The organism is Microbacterium sp. Ld4, assembly GCF_045066555.1.
In the GTDB taxonomy this organism is placed as follows: domain Bacteria; phylum Actinomycetota; class Actinomycetes; order Actinomycetales; family Microbacteriaceae; genus Microbacterium.
On sequence record NZ_JBISHE010000013.1, the window covers coordinates 670,023 to 687,737 of the forward strand.

Sequence of the window (17,715 nt, forward strand, 5' to 3'; positions counted from 1 at the left end):
CGCTACCGCCTGCGCTCGGTCTGCAGGAGCACGCCGAAGGTCTCGAGCGTGGTGGCCAGGCCGATGGAGGGCTCCAGGAGCCACTGGATCTGCAGGCCGTCCGACGCGGCGATCAGCAGAGCCGCGAGGTGCTCGGCCGGAACATCGGCGCGGATGGCCCCCTCCTGCTGCTGCTGCCGGAGGCTCGCAGTGAGAGAGGCGCGCAGACGCTCGAAGCGCGTCGCGATGTAGTCGCGCCCGACGTCGTCGCTGCTTTCGAGGGATGCCGCGAGGAGCGTCGTGTACAGCGTGACGAGACCCGGCACGTCGACGTTCGCCACGGCCGCATCGATCATCGTCTCGATGCCGGGCACCCGGTGCGGCGCATCGGGACGCTTCGACTCGGCGTGCGCGTACACCGCGACGAGCAGCTGCTCGCGCGAGTCGAAGTAGTGGAGGAGGGCCGCGTGCGAGACGCCGATCGCCTCGGCGATCTTGCGCAGCGACGTGCCGCTCGCGCCGCGCTCCCGGAATACCTCGATGGCGCGGTCGAGGATCTCCTGGCGACGCGCGACGCCCTTGGGCTGCAGTCCGCGCCGGCCGATCACGCCGTTCTCCTCGGTTCCCACGTGGTCACAGTAACCCGTCGGAGAAGAAACCTCCACGTGGAGGTTTTGTGTTATCGTCGTGCCACGCCGCATCGCGGTGACCGACAATGACGTACGAAGGGACGCTCATGGCCCTGCCACTGGCTTCAGTTCAGCTTTACTCCCTCGCAAAGGAGTTCAGCGCCGACATGTCCGGATCGCTCGACAAGCTCGCAGCGATCGGCCTCAAGAACGTCGAGGCGTTCGACTTCGTCGGCCGCCCCGCCGAGATCCGCGCGGCGCTCGACGCCAGCGGCCTCGCCTCGCCCACCGGGCACGCCCCGCTGCTCTCCGATGAGTTGTGGACGCCCGACGGAGCGATCCCGACGCCCGCCCCCGAGGTCGTCTTCGAGGCGGCCGCGACGATCGGCATGACGACCGTGATCGATCCGTTCGTCGAACCGGCGCGCTGGCTCACCGAAGACGGTGTGGCCGACATCGCCGAGCGACTGAACGTCGCCGCCGAGAAGGCTGCGCAGTTCGGGCTCACGGTCGGCTACCACAACCACGCGCAGGAGTTCGTCGCCGACTTCGACGGGCAGAGCGCCTACGCCCGCTTCGTCGAGCTGACCGACGACCGTGTCGCGCTCGAGCTCGACCTCTTCTGGGCGCTGACCGGCGGCCAGGACGTCCCCGCCCTCGTCCGCTCCCTCGGCGATCGTCTGCTGGCGGTGCACGTCAAGGACGGCATCGTCCCGACGGCCAACCCCTGGGCTCCCGGCGCGGAGGACTTCGGCTCCGACAGTCTCGACCAGCGCCGCCCCGGCACGGGCGAGGTTCCGCTCGCCGAGGCGCTCGCGGCGGGCACCGGCATCCGCTTCGCCGTCATCGAGTACGACAAGGCCCCCGGCGACGTCTTCGACGATGTCGCCGCCGGCTACGCCTTCCTGCGCGAAGGCGGGTTCGTCGCATGACCGGGCCCGTGGGCGTCGGCATCATCGGCACCGGTGTCATCAGCCAGACCTACCTCGAGAACCTCACCTCGTTCCCCGACGTGCGCGTCGTCGCCGTCGGCGACCTGATCCCCGAACGGGCCAAGGCCAAGGCTGAGGAGCACGGCATCGGTGTCTGGGGTTCGGCCGACGACGTGCTGTCGCACCCCGACGTCGACCTCGTCGTCAACCTGACGATCCCCGAGGCGCACGTGGCCGTGTCGGCAGCGGCCGTCGCCGCCGGCAAGCACGTGTGGACCGAGAAGCCGCTGGGGCTCGACCGCGAATCCACGGCCGAGCTGCTGCGGGCTGCGGAGGCGGCCGGCGTGCGCGTCGGCTCGGCGCCCGACACGATTCTCGGGCCCGGCTTCCAGACCGCCAAGCGGGCCATCGCCGAGGGCGTCATCGGCACGCCGCTGTTCGTCCAGACGGCGTTCCAGACGCAGGGGCCCGACCTGTGGCATCCCGAGCCCGCGTTCCTGTTCGCGAAGGGTGCCGGACCGCTCCTCGACATGGGGCCGTACTACTTCTCGGCCCTCGTCAGCCTTCTCGGTCCGATCGCGGGTGTCGCAGCGCGCGGTTCGCGGTTCCGCACCGAGCGCACCATCCACACCGGTCCGCGTGCGGGGGAGACCTTCCCCGTCGAGGTGCCGTCGTCGGTGCAGGTGGTCTCGACGTTCGAGGGCGGCCAGCACGGCACGCACCTGCTGAGCTTCGACTCCGCGCTCGAACGCCACGGCATCGTGGAGATCCACGGCACCGACGGGTCGATCGTCCTGCCCGACCCCAACCAGTTCGCGGGACGCACCGCCTACGTCAAGCCGCTCGGCGTGCTCCGCGACGGCATGTCGACGAACCAGGAGTGGATCGAGGTCGAGCAGCAGGGCACCGTCGTCGGGCGAGGCCTCGGCGTGCTCGACATGGTGCGCGCGATCGCCGACGGCCGCCCGCACGTCGCGAGCGGCGAGCTCGGGTTCCACGTGCTCGACGTCATGCTGTCGGCGCAGGAGTCGGCCGAGACCGGCGCATATCTCGAGATCGGCAGCACCGTGGCCCCCGTGCCCGCGGTCCCCGCCGACTTCGACCCGTTCGCTCAGACCCTGAGCTGACACGGACGATCACCGCGCGGATCGAGGCCCTCTCCGGAGGGTTCTCGGTCCGCGCGTCGTCGTCGCGGTCGGATGCCGCGTGTCGTCGTCGCGGGTCGGATGCCGCGTATCGGATGCCTCGGGTCGGATGCCGCGCAGGCGAGGGGGCGTGAGGGTCAGAGGCCGCGGCTGGCGCGCACGCGGAACCAGAGGCTCAGCTCACGCGCGGCGCGCAGCGTCGCCGACGGGTCGGCGTGACTCTCGAGGTCGTCGAAGGTGTCGCGGAAGCCGTCGGGAGCGGAGCCCTCCGACGCGTGGATCGGCTCGTACCCCATGGTCCACTCGGCGAAGTTCCGCTCGGCGATGAACTCGTCGATCAGCACGCGGACATCGGTGTGCCGCGGGTCGTCGGTGATGGTCGCCATCACGTCGCGGACGGCCGATTCCGGCCCCTCGAGAATCTGGACGAACCGGCCGCCGCGGTAGAGCAGCATCCCGGTCACGTCGCGCCGCGCGTTGTTCGTGCGGCTCTCGGCGAGCAGGTTGCGAAGCGCCTCGTCGTCGAACGCCTCCCGCGCGCGGCTGGAGTACACGACCGACATCAGGCGCTCATCGTTCTCGGGGGTCATCGTGTCTCTCGGATCGTGAAGACGCCCGGGACGGTGGCCGCGGGAGGTGACTGCGTGCTGACGGCGCGCATCGCCGCCACCAGCTCGGCGAAGCGGCCGATCGAGCGGGAGCGCATGTCGAACGCCTCGAAGGCGCCGTCGCGTCGGCGATCGATGTAGCCGAGGAAGTTGCCGGCGCGGCTCGCGACGTGGAATCCGTCTTCGACGCGCGACCAGACGACCCCGGCACTGGTGTTCCGACCGGTATGGGGCATTTTCAGCGGTAGTTCACGAACTGCAGGTCGACGTCGAGGTCGGCCGCCTTCAGCATCCGCTGCACTTCTTGGAGGTCGTCTCGCGACTTCGACTGCACACGGAGCTCGTCGCCCTGGATCTGCGCCTTGACCGACTTGGGGCCTTCGTCGCGGATGAGCTTGGTGACCTTCTTCGCGTCCTCCGAGGAGATGCCCTCCTTGAGGGTCGTGACGATGCGGTACTCCTTGCCGGATGCCACGGGGTCGCCGGTCTCGAGGCTCTTGAGCGAGATGCCGCGCTTGATCATCTTCGACTGGAACACGTCGAGAACGGCCTTCGCGCGCTCCTCGCTGTTCGCTTTGATGAGGACCGACTCGCCACTCCACTCGACCGACGCACCGGTGCCCTTGAAGTCGTACCGCTGCTCGACCTCTTTGCGGGCCTGGTTGAGCGCGTTGTCGGCTTCCTGGCGATCGATCTTGGAAACGATGTCGAATGAGCTGTCGGCCATATGCCGAGTCTACCGAGCCGGTGTCGCGCCCCCCTAGGCTGGCGGTCGTGACCACTCCGGCAGTATCATCCGTGACCGCCCAGCGCGCCTGGGGCGTGGCCGCCGTCGTCGTCGCGGCGATCGCCCTCGTGCCCACCGCCATCGTCCTGGCGCTCGTCGCGGCTGTCGATGAGCAGTACGGGTGGGGGCTGTTCATCTCGCTGCCCCTGATCGTCGCCGGCGGCGTGCTCGCCCTTCTGCTCGGCGTCGTCGGTGTGGTCTTCGCGGTCGTCCGTCGCCGCGGATTCGCGTGGCCCGTCGTCGGCGCGATCTCCGGGCTCGTCCTGGTCCTGGGTGTCTCCCTCATGCTGAGCCTCGCGAACTAAGGGCAGACGACGCCGGAGCCCTCGGTCGTTCGTAGACTCGGAGGATGCAGCCGTTGACATCTGACCAGCTGCGTGACGTGCTCGTCAATGCGACGAAGGACGAACGCGAGCGTCTCGAACTGCCCCACGACTTCCCCATCCTCGAGTGGGACCACCTCGACTTCCTCGCGTGGCGCGACCCCACCACGCGCAGCCGTGGATACGTCGTCGCCGAGATCGAGGGCGAGCCGACGGGCATCGTGCTGCGCGCCGCGAGCGGCTCCGCGGGACACTCCGCCATGTGCAACATCTGCCACACCATGCAGCCCGGCAACCAGGTGACGATGTTCACCGCGCGCCGGACAGGGGATGCCGGTGACCGCGGCGACAGCGTCGGCACCTATGTCTGCGCCGATCTGACGTGTCACGAGAACGTGCGGATCGCGAGTCCCCTCGCGCCGAGCGAGATCCGCGCCAGCGTCGATCGGCGGATCGACGGCACGCGCCACCGTCTCGAATCGTTCGTCGGACGCGTCGCCACCGCGCACTGAGACCCCGGTTTTCGCTGGGCCGCGCGGGAGGGTAAGATAGGTGATCGCGCCTCCGGTCGACTGCACAAGCCGGGCGGGTGCGCACCTGGCGAGTTACCCAAGCGGCCAAAGGGATCTGACTGTAAATCAGACTGCATTGCATTCGGGGGTTCGAATCCCTCACTCGCCACCAGACGAAAGACCACGGCCCCTCGCCGTGGTCTTTTTTGTTACTGTCGGCTCATCAGGACGCAGGACCGACTCCTCATTCATCCCGCGGCGGCGCGAGTCCATCGCTCGCCAGCCCGCGCGGAGCACGACCGGAAATGATGCACGATGACGTATCGCAGCCAGGCCACGCTGGAGAGCTGGCTCGACGAATTCATCTCGATCCGCGGCGACGGCGGCCTGACCAAGGTCGTCATGCAGGACAGCTCGGAGGGTGACGACGGCGGCCTCGTCGTCGTCCCGCTGCGCAATGCGACTACGACCGTCTACGTCCGTCCACCGGCGGACGATGACGGGCGGTGGCGGGTCGTGTTCGAACCCCAGCTGCGCGAGACCCTCCTGACCTACGAGGAGACGCACGCTCTCACGGCAGAGCTCGACATCGCCGCCGACCTCTGCGCCTTCCTCGAGCGGAAGTCGGCCGGCCACCACGAGCCGCTGCCCGCCCCCTGACGCGGCTCGTCCGCGGTCTCCGTCGCACGGGGGAGGCGCTGATCGTCCGCGCTCGCCAGGCTGGGGGTGCATGCAGCGACAGTGGGGAGTGCAATGGGCGAGGCGATCACGGGCCGGCATCCGATCGAGGTCGAGGGGGTCACGAAGGTCTACGGCAGCACGCTCGCCCTCGACGACGTCTCCCTCGAGGTCTCCGACGGCGAGATCTTCGGGCTGCTCGGACCGAACGGGGCAGGCAAGTCCACGCTCCTCGAGACCGTCGCCGGGCTTCGTCGGCCGACCTCCGGCGGCGTGCGCGTCTTTGGCGTCGACCCGGCCCGCGAGCGCACCGCGACGACGGCGCGGGTCGGGATGCAGCCTCAGAGCGCCGCGCTGTTCGAGTCGTTGACCGTCCTCGAGACGGTGCGCATGTACGCCTCCTTCCACACCCGTCCGCGCGCGGTGGGCGACCTCGTCGACCAGCTCGGACTCACCTCGCAGTCGGGCACCCGCGCCCGTGACCTGTCGGGCGGCCAGCAGCGGCGGCTTCTCATCGGAGCGGCCCTCGTGGGGGAGCCGCGGCTCGCCATCCTCGACGAGCCGTCTGCAGGGCTCGACCCCCAGGCCAAGCGCGACCTGCACGATCTGATCCGTGAAGTGCAGTCGCGCGGCACCACCGTGGTGGTCTCCACGCACGACATGACGGAGGCCACGGAACTGTGCGACCGTGTCGGCATCCTCGTCGGGGGAACCCTCCGCGCCCTCGGGTCTCCCGATGACCTGATCAGCGCTCGCGCGGCGATGACGACGGTCACCTTCCGAGTGCCCGTCGAGACGACGGAGGATGCCCTCCGTACCCACCTCCCGGATGCCGAGATCAGCGCCACGGTCCGGGGCGCCGTGCGGACCGTCACCGCCGCGACCGCCGATCCCGATGGCGTGATCCGCGCGCTCACGTTCGCTCCCGCGCTGCGCGCGAGCGACTACCGGGTGCGTCGGGACACGCTGGAGGACGCCTACCTCGCGTTCCTCGCGGATGCGCCCGTCATCTCGGGGAGGGCGGCCTCGTGACCGTCCGCACCCCGGATGCCCCGCGATCCGCCTTCCGAGAGCTGAGCAGCGCGAGCGCCAAAGAGCTGGTCCGCAATCGCAAGGGCTCGTTCTCGATCGTGTTCATGGTCGGATTCCTCTTCGCGCTGATCGTCGGCCTGAACTTCGCGGTGAACGTCGCCGATCGGCCCGCACCGGTCGTGGCGCTCAGCGGCGACGGCGATGCCGTCGCGCGGGCGCAGTCGTCTCTCGAGGCGGCCGGGATCCGCATCGACCCGGCGGCCGCCAACGTCGCCGTCGAGGTCAGCGCCGAGGGCGCTCGCGTGACGCTGGACGTCGCCGATCCGCCCCGCTGGTTCGATCTGGTCCGCGAGGTCGAGCGATCGGGCGTCGACGCTCCCGGCATCCGAGTCACCGATTCCACCGGGTTCGCCCACCTCGACCTCGTCCGCGCGAACCTCGCGACGATCGCCGCGGTCGGCATCATGGCCGTCGCCTTCATGGGGACGGCGCTCCCGATCGTCGTCATGCGCGAACGGGGCACCCTGCGCATGCTCGGGACGACGCCCGTCCGAAAGTTGACCTTCATCGCGGCCCAGACGCCGGTCCGGGCGGTGGCGACGCTCGCGATCGGGGTCGCCGTGGCGGGGATCGCCGTCGCTATGGGCTATCTCGCTCCCGGCGGCGTGGTGTCCCTTGCCGTGACGGTCGTGCTGGGCACGCTGATGTTCTTCTCCTTCGCGTATTTGCTGGCCTCTCGGTCGCGCAGCCCCGAACTGATCAACGCCGTCTCGGTCCTGCTCCCGATCGCGGTCATGTTCGCGTCGGGTGATGTCTTCCCGAAGCAGGTTCTGCCCGACTGGCTCGCGGTGGCGCTCGACTGGCTGCCGAGCTCGTGGTTCATCCAGGCGGCGAGTGCCGACCTCGCCGGGATGCCCCCGGTCGCACCCGTTCCGGTCCTGTGGCTGCTGATGGCGGCGTGCACGGCCGCGGTGGCGCTCGCCGCCGCCCGGCTGTTCAGCTGGGACGATCGCGAACGCTGACACCCCTTCTTCACACCCGGCCGCGCAGCGCGGCTTTCGGGATGCCTGTGAGTGGCCCTTCCGCGGGTGGCGTGGTCTGACAGGATGGGCGCATGGGGGCGACGCCCCCGAGAGGAGTTCCGATGAGTGCACCGACTGCGCCGAATCCGACGAAGATCTTCCGCATCGCGATCTGGGTGGCCATCGGCGCCCTGATCGCCGCGGCCGTGGTCTGCGTCATCTGGGTCCTGATCGGTGACAGCGACGGCATCATCGGCAGGGCGTTCCTGACGATCCTGCTGTTGGCCGGTTTTGCCGGCATCTCGATCCTCGAGTCGGTCCTTGCCCCCCGCCGCCCCGACTGGTTCACGCTGGCGAGCATGGTCTCGTGGGTCCTCGCGCTCATCGTCGGCGCCTTCATGATCTGGATGCCGGAGAGCGCCGGGCAGTACGCCGTCGGCTTCGAGCGCTTCTTCCGCTTCTTGGTGATCGTCCTGATCCTGCAGGGCGCGCTCCTGCACATCCGGCTGTACTCGAAGGCCTTCGCCCGCTACCAGACCACGTTCACGAGTGTCGTCGCCTACGTCACGATGGGGCTGCTCGTCATCCTCGCGGTCATGCTGATCCTGCCGCTTCTGCTAGAGGAGTTCGTCGACTTCCGTGACGTCTACTGGAAGGTCGTCGTGGCGCTGGCGATCCTGGTCGCCGTCGGGACGGCGCTCGTCCCCCTCGTCAACGCGCTCTTCGCACCGCGTAAGCCGCGACCCGCCCCCGTTTACGGTGCGCCGCAGCACCAGGTGGCGGGCCCGCAGGCCGGTTATGCCCCGCAGGCCGCCCAGGGTGGTTACGGCTCGCCGACCGGCTACGCTCCGCAGGCTCCCCAGGCTCCTCAGGGCGGGTACGCTCCGCAGGCTCCGCAGGGATGGCCGACGTACGCCGACGGCCGCACGCCGCTTCCCGTCCTGCCCGACGGCTCACCGGACTGGAACGCGTACTACACCGGCTGGCCCACCTACCCTCAGCCGCAGCAGCCCGCCGCCCAGCCGCAGCAGCCTGCCGCACCGGGCCAGCCGTCGGCACCGCCCGCGCCCACTCAGCCGCAGGCGCCGTCGGTCCCCCCGGCGCCCGAGCAGCCCGGATATCCGCCGGCTCCGCCCGCACCGCCGCAGCCCTGACAGTCGTCGTCAGCGGGACAGCAGCTCCAGCGCCGCCATGGCGGCGTTGTGGCCGCCGATCCCGCTGACCGCGCCGCCGCGCCTCGCGCTCGACCCGCACACCAGAACGCGCTCATGGGCGGTCGCGACGCCCCACCGCTCTGCGGGCGAGTCGAGCGGGTCGTCGTCGGCTGCCCACGGCCACGACAGATCGCCGTGGAAGATGTCGCCGCCGGTCATTCCGAGCGAGTCCTCCAGGTCGGCGGTAGACCGCGCCTCGATGCACGGCGTGCCGTCGGGGGCCTCGTAGACGACTCCCGAGATCGGCTCAGCGAGCACCGAGTCGAGCGAGCGCTGAGCCGCAGCGAGCAGCGCCTCGCGACCGGCCACCCCCGCAGCGACCAGCCGGTGCGGCACCTGCAAGCCGAACAGGGTCAGGGTCTGCGCACCGCTCGCACGCAGGTCTGCTCCCAGGATCGTCGGGTCGGTCAGCGAGTGACAGTAGATCTCCGCCGGCAGCGGATCGGGAACCTCTCCGCTCAGCGCGCGGGCATGCGCGGCATCCAACTGGGTCATCGTCTCGTTGATGTGGAACGTGCCCGCGAAGGCCGCCACGGGGTCGACCGAGGCATCCCGCAGCCGGGGCAGGCGGGAGAGCAGCATGTTCACCTTGATCTGCGCGCCCTCGGGGGCGGGCCGTCGCGCCGCACCTGACCCTCCGGCCGCCAGCAGGTCGGCGAGGACAGCGGGCCCCACTCCACTGAGGATGAGCCGGGCGTGCAGCGTCTCGCCGGAGTCGATCGTCACCTCGCCGTCGGGTGTCATCGCCGTCACTGCTGCGCCCGTGCGGATCTCGGTGCCGGCACTGCGGGCGGCGCGCTCGAGTGCCGCGCTGACGCTCCCCATGCCGCCCACGGGGACGTCCCAGTCGCCGGTGCCGCCGCCGATGACGTGATAGAGGAAGCACCGGTTCTGTCGGAGCGTCGGGTCATCCGCGTGCGCGAACGTCCCGATCAAGCCGTCGGTGAAGGCGATGCCGCGCGCGACGTCGCTCTCGAACGACGAGCGCAGGAGGCCGCCGAGCGGGCGGGCCGTCACGGCATCCCACAGCTCGTCGTCGCCGAGGCGAGCCCGCACCTCGCCCTCACGGCGCAACGGCTGTGTCACCGTGGGAAAGAGCGAGGCGGCCAGGGGAGTGAGGCGGGAGGAGAACGCCGCGAAGCGCCCTGCCTCGCCGTCGTCGCCCAGCGCTCGTCGAAAGCTCGACGCCGTCGCGGCCGCGTCACCGTTGTCGATCAGGATGCCGCGCTCCGGATCGCCCGGAAGCGGCGTGTACGACGAGTACCGACGCCGGATGAGGTGGATGTCGAGCCCCAGGTCGGCGATGATCGACGCCGGCAGCAGGCTCACGAGGTAGGAGTACCGAGACAGCCGTGCATCGACGCCGGCCCACGGCCGCTCGGAGACCGCGGCGCCGCCGACATGAGGGAGGCGTTCGAGCACGGTCACCCGCAGGCCCGTCCGAGCGAGGTAGGCGGCGGAGACGAGGGCGTTGTGCCCGCCGCCGACGATGATGACGTCGCGGGAGGTGGTCATGCCGCTCAACCTAGCGGGCGGCGATACCGTGGAGCCATGGATGCCGCCGCGCTCGCCGATCTCGCTCTCGACATCGCCCGCGAGGCGGGCGACCTCGCCCGCCGGCGCCGCGAGGAGGGGGTCGCCGTGGCGGCGACGAAATCCGCGCTCGCCGACATCGTCACCGACGCCGACCGCGAGGTCGAGGCGCTGATCCGCGCCCGTCTCGAGAATGACCGCCCCGAGGACGGCTTCTGGGGTGAGGAGTCCGGTGCCGAGACCGGTTCGAGCGGCATCACCTGGGTCGTCGATCCGATCGACGGGACGGTCAACTACGCCTACGGCATCCCGCACTACGCCGTGAGCATCGCGGCCGTCGAAGGGGAGCCCGAGCCGCACCTGTGGTCGGCGATCGCCGGTGCCGTGCACCAGCCGGTCACGGGGGAGAGCTTCCACGCGATGCGCGACGGTGGCGCGTGGCTGGGCGGCACGCGCCTCGCGGTCTCCGAGGTGGGTGGTGCCGGCGCACTCGTCGCGACGGGGTTCGGATACGACCCCGCGACCCATGCCGGAGATCTCGCACGGGTGGCGGCGGTCATGCCGCTGTTGCGCGACCTCCGCCGGGCGGGATCGGCCTCGCTCGACCTCGCGTACGTCGCGGCGGGCCGCCTCGACGGGTATTTCGAACGAGGGCTCCAGCCGTGGGATCACGCCGCCGGAGCGCTCCTCGTGCGCGAAGCCGGGGGAGTCGTCACCGGCGCTCCGCACGGTGCTCCGGGCCGCGATATGACTGTGGCGGCAGGGCCCGCTCTGCACGCGCGCATCGTTTCGGCGATCGGGTTGTGAGCGCGCACATGCCTTTTTCAGCGCAGTCGTGTAGCGTGTTTACCTGATCGTTACCTTCGCTGCCCGAAGCGAGGGATCTTCTCAAGCCCGAAGCCCGCGGTTGCCCACCGCACGATGTGAGAGCCTGCACGTTTGACCCTCAACACCTCCTCGACCGACGCCCTCGGCGCCCGTCGTGACCGGCGAGCCGCCGCGACCGATGGTCCTGCGCTGACGCGCGCGGAGTACCGTCGACTCGCAGCCCAGCGCGTCGAAGCGGAGCAGGTCGAGGTCGAGGCTGTCGTCGCGGCATCGCTCGTCGAGCAGATCGTCGTGGAAGCGGCGGCATCCGCTCTTCCCTTGCGTCGCACCCGATCGAACCGCACGCGGTCGGTCGTCGAGTCGTCGACCCCGGAGTTCCTGAGCGAACCCGTCGTCCTTCCCTCGGCGACGTCCACACACGTCTCCGCAGACCAGCCCGGGCCGAGCATCGATGAATTCGAGCTCGCGGCCCGGGTCTTCTCTTTCACGGGCGAGACTCCGATTCAGGTCGCCCGCGCCGCCGCCGATGCCGAGCCCGTCGTGCAGACCGGTCGCATCCGAGCGGCATCCCTCCCGCCGAAGCCCCGCCGCACCAAGATCATGCTGCAGCGCGCCGCTGCGGCGTCGTTCTCGGCCACCGTGGTGGGTGTCGTGGGCATGCTCATGGTCGGGACGACCGTGCCGGTGTCGGCCGTCAGCGCCTTCGGCCCCGCTGCGACCGGAGACGTCTCGATCCTCGCGCCGCAGAAGGCGAGCGCGAAGACCGAGATCCAGGCGTACGTCGCGGCATCCGATGCAAAGTCGAGCGACCTCGTCCGCGCCGACCAGTACGACATCGAATCGATGGCCGACGTGGCCGCCGACTCGGGAGTCACGCAGTTCGCCGGCACCTGGGTCAACGACGCTAGCGCCGACATCCAGTGGCCCTTCCCTGTCGGCGTCCCGATCTCTGCAGCCTTCGGGTCGACCTCGTACCTGTCGAAGTTCGCCACGCCCCACCGCGGAGTCGACCTGACCCCCGGCCGCGGCGCCGAGATCCACGCCGTCGCTGCAGGGACAGTGCGCATCGCCACCGAAGCCGGCGGCGACTACGGCGTGACGGTCGTCCTCGACCACATCATCGACGGCCAGCTCGTCTCGACCCGGTACGGCCACATGGAGTACGGCTCGCTGCGCGTCTCGCCTGGCGAGACGGTCGAGGCCGGCGACGTGATCGGGCAGGTCGGATCGACCGGCAAGGCCACGGGGCCGCACCTGCACCTCGAGGTGCTGCTGGGGGGAACCGAGCGCGTCGATCCCATGACGTGGATGTATGCGCACACCGAGGACTGAGCTCGCGTTCTGAAGGATGCCGAGGCTCTGATATCCTCTTCTAGTTGCCCGCTAGCGGGCAGCACGCCCCGATAGCTCAGTGGTAGAGCACTTCCATGGTAAGGAAGGGGTCGTCAGTTCAATCCTGACTCGGGGCTCGTAGCATCCGGGGGTTCATCCCCCCGAGAGCTTCGTGGCGGGGTAGCTCAGCTGGTCAGAGCGCACGACTCATAATCGTGAGGTCGCGGGTTCAAGCCCCGCTCCCGCTACTCGAAACCCCCGGCTCCACCCGGGGGTTTCGTCATTTGCAAGGCGCTCGTCATCGCCGAGACAGGTGGGGACCGCAAGCAGATTAGCGGTCGAGGTGGTGTCCCCTTTGGGACATCACCTCCACGCGGAGGCACCTTCGCCGAACAGTCCGATCTAGCTCTGAAAGTGACACGAGTGACGGCTCTGGTCGCCAAAGCAACGCCTTTTGCCTTCTACGCCCGTCACCTGCCTAGAAGGGCTCGGCTTCCGGCGTGGAGCCTCGCTTTTCGGCAAAGCGCCCGCCCGAGTCCCGCGGCTGAACACCGCCAGGTCGCGGGGGCTCGGGGCTGTTTGGCAGGTGCGGGCTTGGGCACCGGGGGCTCGCTGGCCCGCTCGTTACGCTGAGAGTTCGCATCGACGGAAGAGGGCAACGCATGAGCAGCTCATGGCGAGTCAACGACACCGTGGCCTATGACTGCATGCAGGAACGCCACACCATGCTTACGCACCTGCTCGTGAGCGCGGCCCGCGCTGCCGGCGACACCGAGACCGAGATGGAGATCCGCAACGAGATGATGAGGTGGAAGAGTGACACCCTCGCCGTCGATGGCGGCGACCGTCGCGCTATCGACGAGCACGCCTCCCTCATCGACGCCCGTATCGAGGCACTCGCGCGCCACTGACGAAAGGGGCCCGCATCTCGTCAGGACGTGAAGATCCGCGCGAGGTCGTCCGACAGCAGGACTGTGTGGGGCAACTCTCGAAGCACGGAAGCGTCTACGTCAATGCCTCGGAGCCGGGCTGCTTCCGCATGCTCATCCCAAGGAAGCGATTCCGGGTCGGGGTCGTCGGCTTTCACGATCGTGAGGATCTCCTCGATCACGTCGGCAGCGGAGCGCTTCCACGAGACAGGGCGAGAGTGGCCGTGTGCGAACGATGACAGGCCGCGATCCATGTCGAGACGGATCATCGACCCGTCGGACAGCCGGAGGTACTGCGTGATGCCGATGTGAAGCGACGGTCGCCTATTCTCTGGCGGCACGTCGTCGAGCTCGCACACGATGACGAGGCCTGTCGCCGCGAGTTGTGTGACCACAAAGGGGAGTCGCTTCGTCGCCTCCTGTTGGAGCAGGTCAGGCCGGCTCGGCACGTATCGGATCACTTCCTCAGGCTCGTTCATGCCGGTGACCAGGCGGCATCCCGCGACGCCGTGTCCGCGCGGCGCGACCACCTCGCCTTTTCCGATTCGCCCATGGTGCGAGAGTAGCGCCGGAGTCAGCGAGGCGGATGCGGCATCGAGCGGTTCTGCGCGACCGCGCGGTGTTTCCGATTGCCCAGACAGAGCGGATGGTAGCGAGGTACATTTCGGCGTATGAGTTCACGTCGCTTCGTGGTACCGACCCTGCTCGCGACCGTCCTGCTGTTGACGTCGTGCTCGCCCGCCGAGTTCGCGAGAGAGCAGACCGCGGCAGATCGACCGGATTCGGTCGTCGACGGGGCTGGAGGCGGCATCGACGTCGCGACTCTTCGTTACGTCGGGAAGGCAGATGAGTATGACGTCTACCTCTCGCGTGCGTCCGACGACGGTGACTCGCTGTGCCTGTCGCTCGTCCTCGACGACGTGTGGCAGAACACAGAGTGCGAGCGCGACTTCGTGTCCGTGCGCATCAGTGACAGCGCCAAAGTTGCGGCCGATCTCAGCCACCGCGGCGGAGAAGGCCGGATCATGATCTCCGAGAACGTCTGGGTGTCCTCGAAGTAGCCGCGAAGCGGCGACTGCGCCGCATCCGGCTTCCTGGCCGCAAGTGATGGCAACGGGCAACGGGCATCGGGATGCGGTTGCGATTCGATAACCAGAAGGCGCGCAGAGCTGGTTTGTCCGCAACACTCTCGTCATGACCAGTGCGCGGAGGGTGCTCGGATCCTGGCTCGTGGTCGGCGGGATCGCCGTCGTCGTGGTGGCCGTTCTGCTGGCTCCCGCGATCACCGTCACCTCGTATGGGGACGCGCCACAGGGGTCGGTGACTCTCGAAGAGCAACGCTCGATTGTCGGCGTCGAAACGTCCTTGTGGCCGTGGCTCCTGGCGACCCTCGTCACCCTCGTGGCCGTTGCTCTGATGGCGCTCGGTTCTCGCCGCCTGGACCGGTGGACCTAGAAGCCTGCGAGGAGACCTGGCGACGTCACGGTCGGCAGGCAGAACCTACGCGTCGTCACACCGGGGGTAGGGCTGCTTTGAAGATCTCGTTCGAGACGAACATCACGGCGCGAACTCGGTACGGCCGTGCGAAGGAGCGCCTCGCTGCGCGTCTGTCTCACTACCGTCCTCTCGCACCGCGCGACGCCGGCGACGTGCCCCAGATGCGGCCCGATGTCCACCCCGGTGGCGGGGGAGGCCGCCGCGCTTACGCTCGCGTCATGGAACACATCGAACTGATGCCCGGCGTTCAGAAGCAGGATCCGACGTTCGGCACCCTGACGCTCACCCTTGCCGAACAGCCCGTCGGTGGAGAGACCTCCTGGTACTGGGAGGCCGCGGACGGCGCCCGCATCGACTGCACGGGCGAGGAGCAGGCGGTTCTTCGCGGAATGACCACCTGATGCGTGGGGTCGTCAGCGCGTGAGCAGGGATGCCGCCAGGCCCCGCGCCTGACGAAGGTGCCCGCTGTCGCCGTCGACCCCTTGCACCGCGATCGCGCCCTCCACGAGCAAGAAGATGTGGTCGGCGAGAGTGTCCGCCTGCGGGGCGCGCTCGTCCATGAGCAGGCGATGGATGCGGGCGCGGACGGCCGCCTTGTGGTCTCGCACGATGGCCCGCGCCGGATGGTCGTCGGCGAGTTCCGCTGCGGCGTTGATGAAGGCGCAGCCCCGGCCCGACGGATCGGCATCCTCCGCGTACGCATCGAACACCGTGAGAGCGCGATGCGACGTCGCCGCCTCGATGCGCGCCTCCCATCGCGCCTGCCAGGTCGCGTCGCGTGCCCGCAGATAGGCCGACACGAGGGCGTCCTTCGACCCGAAGCGGTCGTAGAGCGTCCGTTTCGTGACGCCGGCGGTCGCGGCGATCGTGTCGACCCCGACAGCGGCGATCCCGCGCGCATAGAACAGCGACGTCGCGGCATCCAGGATGCGCTGCGCGCCCGGTGTCATGGTCGTCATCGTGGCATGTCCTCTCGTCATCCCGTACGCTCGAGCCTACTTCACAGATCGGTGAAGTAGCGAGAGGAGAGCGGATGCCGGATCGTCACGCCACTGAGCCGTTCACCCCCGGGCAGACGCGCCACCTGGCGCTGAGCGGGCTTGCCCTCATCGCGGTCTGCTACGGCCTGGCCCGTTTCGCGTACGGTCTGTTCCTCCCGGCCTTCCGTGCGACGTTCGAGTTCGACGCGGCGACGGCGGGCCTCATCGCCTCGGGCAGCTATGCCGCCTACTGCGTCGGCATCGTCGCGGCGACCTTCTTCACCCCACGCCTCGGCGCCCGCGCCGTCGCGATCGCCGCAGGTGTGCTCGCCGCGGGTGGGACCACGCTGATCGCCGCTGCGCCGAACGCCGTGCTGCTCGCCCTCGGGGTGATGATCGCCGGGGCGAGCACGGGCGTGGCGTCTCCGCCCCTCGCCGATGCGGTGGCCCGTCGCGTCGTCGTCCCGCGCCGTGACCGGGTGCAGACGGTCGTCAACGCCGGGACGGGGCTCGGCGTGATGGTCTCCGGGCCGGTGGGCCTGCTCGCACAGGACGAGTGGCGCATCGCCTGGGCCGTGTTCGCCGCGATCGCCGTCGCCGTGACGCTGTGGGTCGGCGTCGTCGTGCCGCGCGGGCGCGCGGCGGTGCACGCCCCCGGCGCCGGGAGCGAGAGCTGGCTCCCGGCCGGCGCGCGGCGGCTGCTGCTCGCGGCGGCCGTCATGGGGATCGCGACGGCAGCGGTCTGGACCTTCGGGCAAGACCTCTTGACGGCAGACGGCGGCCATGACCGCCTGTTCGCGACCGTGACCTGGATCGTGCTCGGGGCCTGCGGGCTCCTCGGCGCCGTCGCCGGCGACCTCGCAAAGCGCATAGGTGCACCGCGGGCGTGGACGGGCCTCCTGGTCGGCGCGTCCGCCGCGACCGTCGGCCTGGGCCTCGCCTCGCACCTCGCGCTCGTGGCTCTCGTCGCCTCGGCGGTGTTCGGCGCGGTCTACATCGCCCTCACCGGCATCCTGCTCGTCTGGAGCACGAGGGTGTACGAGGCGTCACCGGCGCGGGGCGTCGGCGTCGTCTTCCTCGCGCTCGCCCTCGGTCAGGCGCTGGGGGCGCCGCTTCTCGGTGCGGCAGCGGATGCCGTGGGCCTGCCCGCCGCGTTCATCGCTGCCGGGGGTGTCGCGCTGGCCGGCGTGTTCATCCGTCCGCCCCGACGCGGGCGCTGATCTCGTAGATGATCTCGAGCCCGTCCTCGTCGTCCCACTGCTCACCCACCTCGACGAGACCCTCCGACAGGACGAGGTCGCGGGACGCCGGGTTGTCGGGGCTCACGGTCGCGCGCAGCACCGCCACGCCGGGGTCGGCGACCGCGACGGCGTGCAGGGTTCGCAACGATCGCCGGGCGTAGCCGCGTCGCCGGTGCGCCGGATCGATCCGGTAGCCCACCTCCACCATTCCGCGCTCATCCGGCGGACCGTGGAACCCGGCGACGCCGACCGGGAGGGGCTCGCCGGCGACCATCACCGCCCGGGCCACCCAGTCGGCGTCACCGGGGGAGCGCGCGATCTGCTCACTGCGGATGCGCCACAGCCAGGCCCCGTCCGGTCCAGTGAGAAACGGCGTGGCGAAGCGCTCGGCGCCTGCGGGCACCTCGCCGCGAGCGAAGGCGTGGATCACCGGTACGGGAAGGCGCTCGAGGCGGAGCCCCGGCCCGGCGGGGCCGGGATGCGACCAGGATGCAGAGGACACAGGCATCCGATC

The 17,715-nt window shown here is 69.8% G+C and carries 23 protein-coding genes and 3 tRNA genes; 18 read left to right on the forward strand and 8 right to left on the reverse strand.

All coding sequences use genetic code 11. From position 1 onward, the window contains the following. Positions 1-2: 2 nt before the first annotated feature. Positions 3-608, reverse strand: a complete 606-nt coding sequence (locus tag ACJJV7_RS13880) for a TetR/AcrR family transcriptional regulator (protein WP_405373770.1) — start codon at positions 606-608, stop codon at positions 3-5. 107 nt (positions 609-715) lie between these two features. On the opposite strand from ACJJV7_RS13880, the gene ACJJV7_RS13885 reads away from it, so the two are divergent. Together ACJJV7_RS13885 and ACJJV7_RS13890 are read left to right on the forward strand one after the other, a co-directional pair. Next, positions 716-1,540 (forward strand): sugar phosphate isomerase/epimerase family protein, encoded by an 825-nt coding sequence (locus ACJJV7_RS13885; protein WP_405373769.1) that lies wholly within the window; start codon positions 716-718, stop codon positions 1,538-1,540. Continuing rightward, positions 1,537-2,667 carry a Gfo/Idh/MocA family protein gene (locus ACJJV7_RS13890; RefSeq protein WP_405373767.1) on the forward strand — a complete coding sequence of 377 codons (1,131 nt, stop codon included), beginning with the start codon at positions 1,537-1,539 and terminating at the stop codon, positions 2,665-2,667. The genes ACJJV7_RS13885 and ACJJV7_RS13890 overlap by 4 nt, the downstream gene beginning before the upstream one ends. Positions 2,668-2,822: 155 nt before the next feature. On the opposite strand, the gene ACJJV7_RS13895 is transcribed toward ACJJV7_RS13890, so the two are convergent. From ACJJV7_RS13895 to ACJJV7_RS13905, 3 genes are read right to left on the reverse strand one after another with little or no spacing between them, the layout of a single operon-like run. Then, the gene (locus tag ACJJV7_RS13895; RefSeq protein ID WP_405373766.1) at positions 2,823-3,275 is read right to left on the reverse strand and encodes a BLUF domain-containing protein; all 453 of its coding nucleotides are present in this window, start codon (positions 3,273-3,275) and stop codon (positions 2,823-2,825) included. Then, positions 3,272-3,529, reverse strand: a complete 258-nt coding sequence (locus ACJJV7_RS13900; protein WP_405373765.1) for a hypothetical protein — start codon at positions 3,527-3,529, stop codon at positions 3,272-3,274. The genes ACJJV7_RS13895 and ACJJV7_RS13900 overlap by 4 nt, the downstream gene beginning before the upstream one ends. Before the next feature lie 2 nt (positions 3,530-3,531). Then, entirely contained in the window at positions 3,532-4,020 is a 489-nt protein-coding gene (locus ACJJV7_RS13905; RefSeq protein ID WP_405373763.1) for a YajQ family cyclic di-GMP-binding protein, read from the reverse strand. A gap of 47 nt (positions 4,021-4,067) precedes the next feature. Between ACJJV7_RS13905 and ACJJV7_RS13910 the strand changes: the two genes are divergently transcribed. The 7 genes from ACJJV7_RS13910 to ACJJV7_RS13940 all read left to right on the forward strand — a co-directional run bounded on the left by ACJJV7_RS13910 (position 4,068) and on the right by ACJJV7_RS13940 (position 8,801). Beyond that, positions 4,068-4,385: a hypothetical protein gene (locus ACJJV7_RS13910; RefSeq protein WP_405373761.1), complete on the forward strand. Its 318-nt coding sequence runs from the start codon at positions 4,068-4,070 to the stop codon at positions 4,383-4,385. A 44-nt stretch (positions 4,386-4,429) separates the two neighbouring features. Then, the gene (locus tag ACJJV7_RS13915; protein WP_405373759.1) at positions 4,430-4,915 is read left to right on the forward strand and encodes an FBP domain-containing protein; all 486 of its coding nucleotides are present in this window, start codon (positions 4,430-4,432) and stop codon (positions 4,913-4,915) included. An 87-nt stretch (positions 4,916-5,002) separates the two neighbouring features. Further along, a tRNA-Tyr gene (locus ACJJV7_RS13920) sits at positions 5,003-5,087 on the forward strand. Positions 5,088-5,230: 143 nt separating this feature from the next. After that, positions 5,231-5,575 (forward strand): hypothetical protein, encoded by a 345-nt coding sequence (locus tag ACJJV7_RS13925; RefSeq protein WP_405373757.1) that lies wholly within the window; start codon positions 5,231-5,233, stop codon positions 5,573-5,575. A 93-nt stretch (positions 5,576-5,668) separates the two neighbouring features. After that, positions 5,669-6,625, forward strand: coding sequence for an ABC transporter ATP-binding protein (locus ACJJV7_RS13930; protein ID WP_405373756.1), 957 nt, complete (start codon positions 5,669-5,671; stop codon positions 6,623-6,625). Further along, positions 6,622-7,647, forward strand: coding sequence for an ABC transporter permease (locus ACJJV7_RS13935; protein ID WP_405373754.1), 1,026 nt, complete (start codon positions 6,622-6,624; stop codon positions 7,645-7,647). The genes ACJJV7_RS13930 and ACJJV7_RS13935 overlap by 4 nt, the downstream gene beginning before the upstream one ends. 122 nt (positions 7,648-7,769) lie before the next feature. Continuing rightward, the gene (locus ACJJV7_RS13940) at positions 7,770-8,801 is read left to right on the forward strand and encodes a hypothetical protein (RefSeq protein WP_405373752.1); all 1,032 of its coding nucleotides are present in this window, start codon (positions 7,770-7,772) and stop codon (positions 8,799-8,801) included. 9 nt (positions 8,802-8,810) lie between these two features. Here the strand turns inward: ACJJV7_RS13940 and ACJJV7_RS13945 are convergent, their stop codons facing one another. Continuing rightward, positions 8,811-10,376, reverse strand: a complete 1,566-nt coding sequence (locus ACJJV7_RS13945; RefSeq protein WP_405373750.1) for a phytoene desaturase family protein — start codon at positions 10,374-10,376, stop codon at positions 8,811-8,813. Between the two features lie 36 nt (positions 10,377-10,412). Between ACJJV7_RS13945 and ACJJV7_RS13950 the strand changes: the two genes are divergently transcribed. The 5 genes from ACJJV7_RS13950 to ACJJV7_RS13970 all read left to right on the forward strand — a co-directional run bounded on the left by ACJJV7_RS13950 (position 10,413) and on the right by ACJJV7_RS13970 (position 13,465). Then, positions 10,413-11,201, forward strand: coding sequence for an inositol monophosphatase family protein (locus ACJJV7_RS13950; protein ID WP_405373748.1), 789 nt, complete (start codon positions 10,413-10,415; stop codon positions 11,199-11,201). 132 nt (positions 11,202-11,333) lie between these two features. Further along, positions 11,334-12,554, forward strand: coding sequence for a M23 family metallopeptidase (locus ACJJV7_RS13955; RefSeq protein WP_405373746.1), 1,221 nt, complete (start codon positions 11,334-11,336; stop codon positions 12,552-12,554). A 65-nt stretch (positions 12,555-12,619) separates the two neighbouring features. Beyond that, positions 12,620-12,691: transfer RNA gene (locus tag ACJJV7_RS13960), tRNA-Thr, on the forward strand. Between the two features lie 37 nt (positions 12,692-12,728). After that, positions 12,729-12,802, forward strand: a tRNA-Met gene (locus ACJJV7_RS13965). Between the two features lie 414 nt (positions 12,803-13,216). Further along, positions 13,217-13,465 (forward strand): hypothetical protein, encoded by a 249-nt coding sequence (locus tag ACJJV7_RS13970; RefSeq protein ID WP_405373744.1) that lies wholly within the window; start codon positions 13,217-13,219, stop codon positions 13,463-13,465. 20 nt (positions 13,466-13,485) lie between these two features. On the opposite strand, the gene ACJJV7_RS13975 is transcribed toward ACJJV7_RS13970, so the two are convergent. Continuing rightward, positions 13,486-13,878, reverse strand: coding sequence for a hypothetical protein (locus ACJJV7_RS13975; RefSeq protein WP_405373742.1), 393 nt, complete (start codon positions 13,876-13,878; stop codon positions 13,486-13,488). Between the two features lie 276 nt (positions 13,879-14,154). Here ACJJV7_RS13975 and ACJJV7_RS13980 point away from each other — a divergent pair, with 276 nt between their 5' ends. The 3 genes from ACJJV7_RS13980 (at position 14,155) to ACJJV7_RS13990 (ending at position 15,381) form a co-directional block, all read left to right on the forward strand. Further along, positions 14,155-14,544: a hypothetical protein gene (locus ACJJV7_RS13980; protein ID WP_405373740.1), complete on the forward strand. Its 390-nt coding sequence runs from the start codon at positions 14,155-14,157 to the stop codon at positions 14,542-14,544. Positions 14,545-14,677: 133 nt separating this feature from the next. Next, positions 14,678-14,938, forward strand: coding sequence for a hypothetical protein (locus ACJJV7_RS13985; protein WP_405373738.1), 261 nt, complete (start codon positions 14,678-14,680; stop codon positions 14,936-14,938). A gap of 260 nt (positions 14,939-15,198) precedes the next feature. Further along, positions 15,199-15,381 (forward strand): hypothetical protein, encoded by a 183-nt coding sequence (locus ACJJV7_RS13990; protein ID WP_405373736.1) that lies wholly within the window; start codon positions 15,199-15,201, stop codon positions 15,379-15,381. Positions 15,382-15,393: 12 nt separating this feature from the next. Here the strand turns inward: ACJJV7_RS13990 and ACJJV7_RS13995 are convergent, their stop codons facing one another. After that, positions 15,394-15,939, reverse strand: coding sequence for a TetR/AcrR family transcriptional regulator (locus ACJJV7_RS13995; RefSeq protein WP_405373734.1), 546 nt, complete (start codon positions 15,937-15,939; stop codon positions 15,394-15,396). 74 nt (positions 15,940-16,013) lie between these two features. Between ACJJV7_RS13995 and ACJJV7_RS14000 the strand changes: the two genes are divergently transcribed. Next, entirely contained in the window at positions 16,014-17,180 is a 1,167-nt protein-coding gene (locus ACJJV7_RS14000; protein WP_405373732.1) for a YbfB/YjiJ family MFS transporter, read from the forward strand. Here the strand turns inward: ACJJV7_RS14000 and ACJJV7_RS14005 are convergent. Continuing rightward, on the reverse strand, positions 17,152-17,709 hold the full coding sequence (locus ACJJV7_RS14005) for a GNAT family N-acetyltransferase (RefSeq protein ID WP_405373730.1): 558 nt from the start codon (positions 17,707-17,709) through the stop codon (positions 17,152-17,154). The genes ACJJV7_RS14000 and ACJJV7_RS14005 overlap by 29 nt on opposite strands. Positions 17,710-17,715 lie beyond the last annotated feature (6 nt).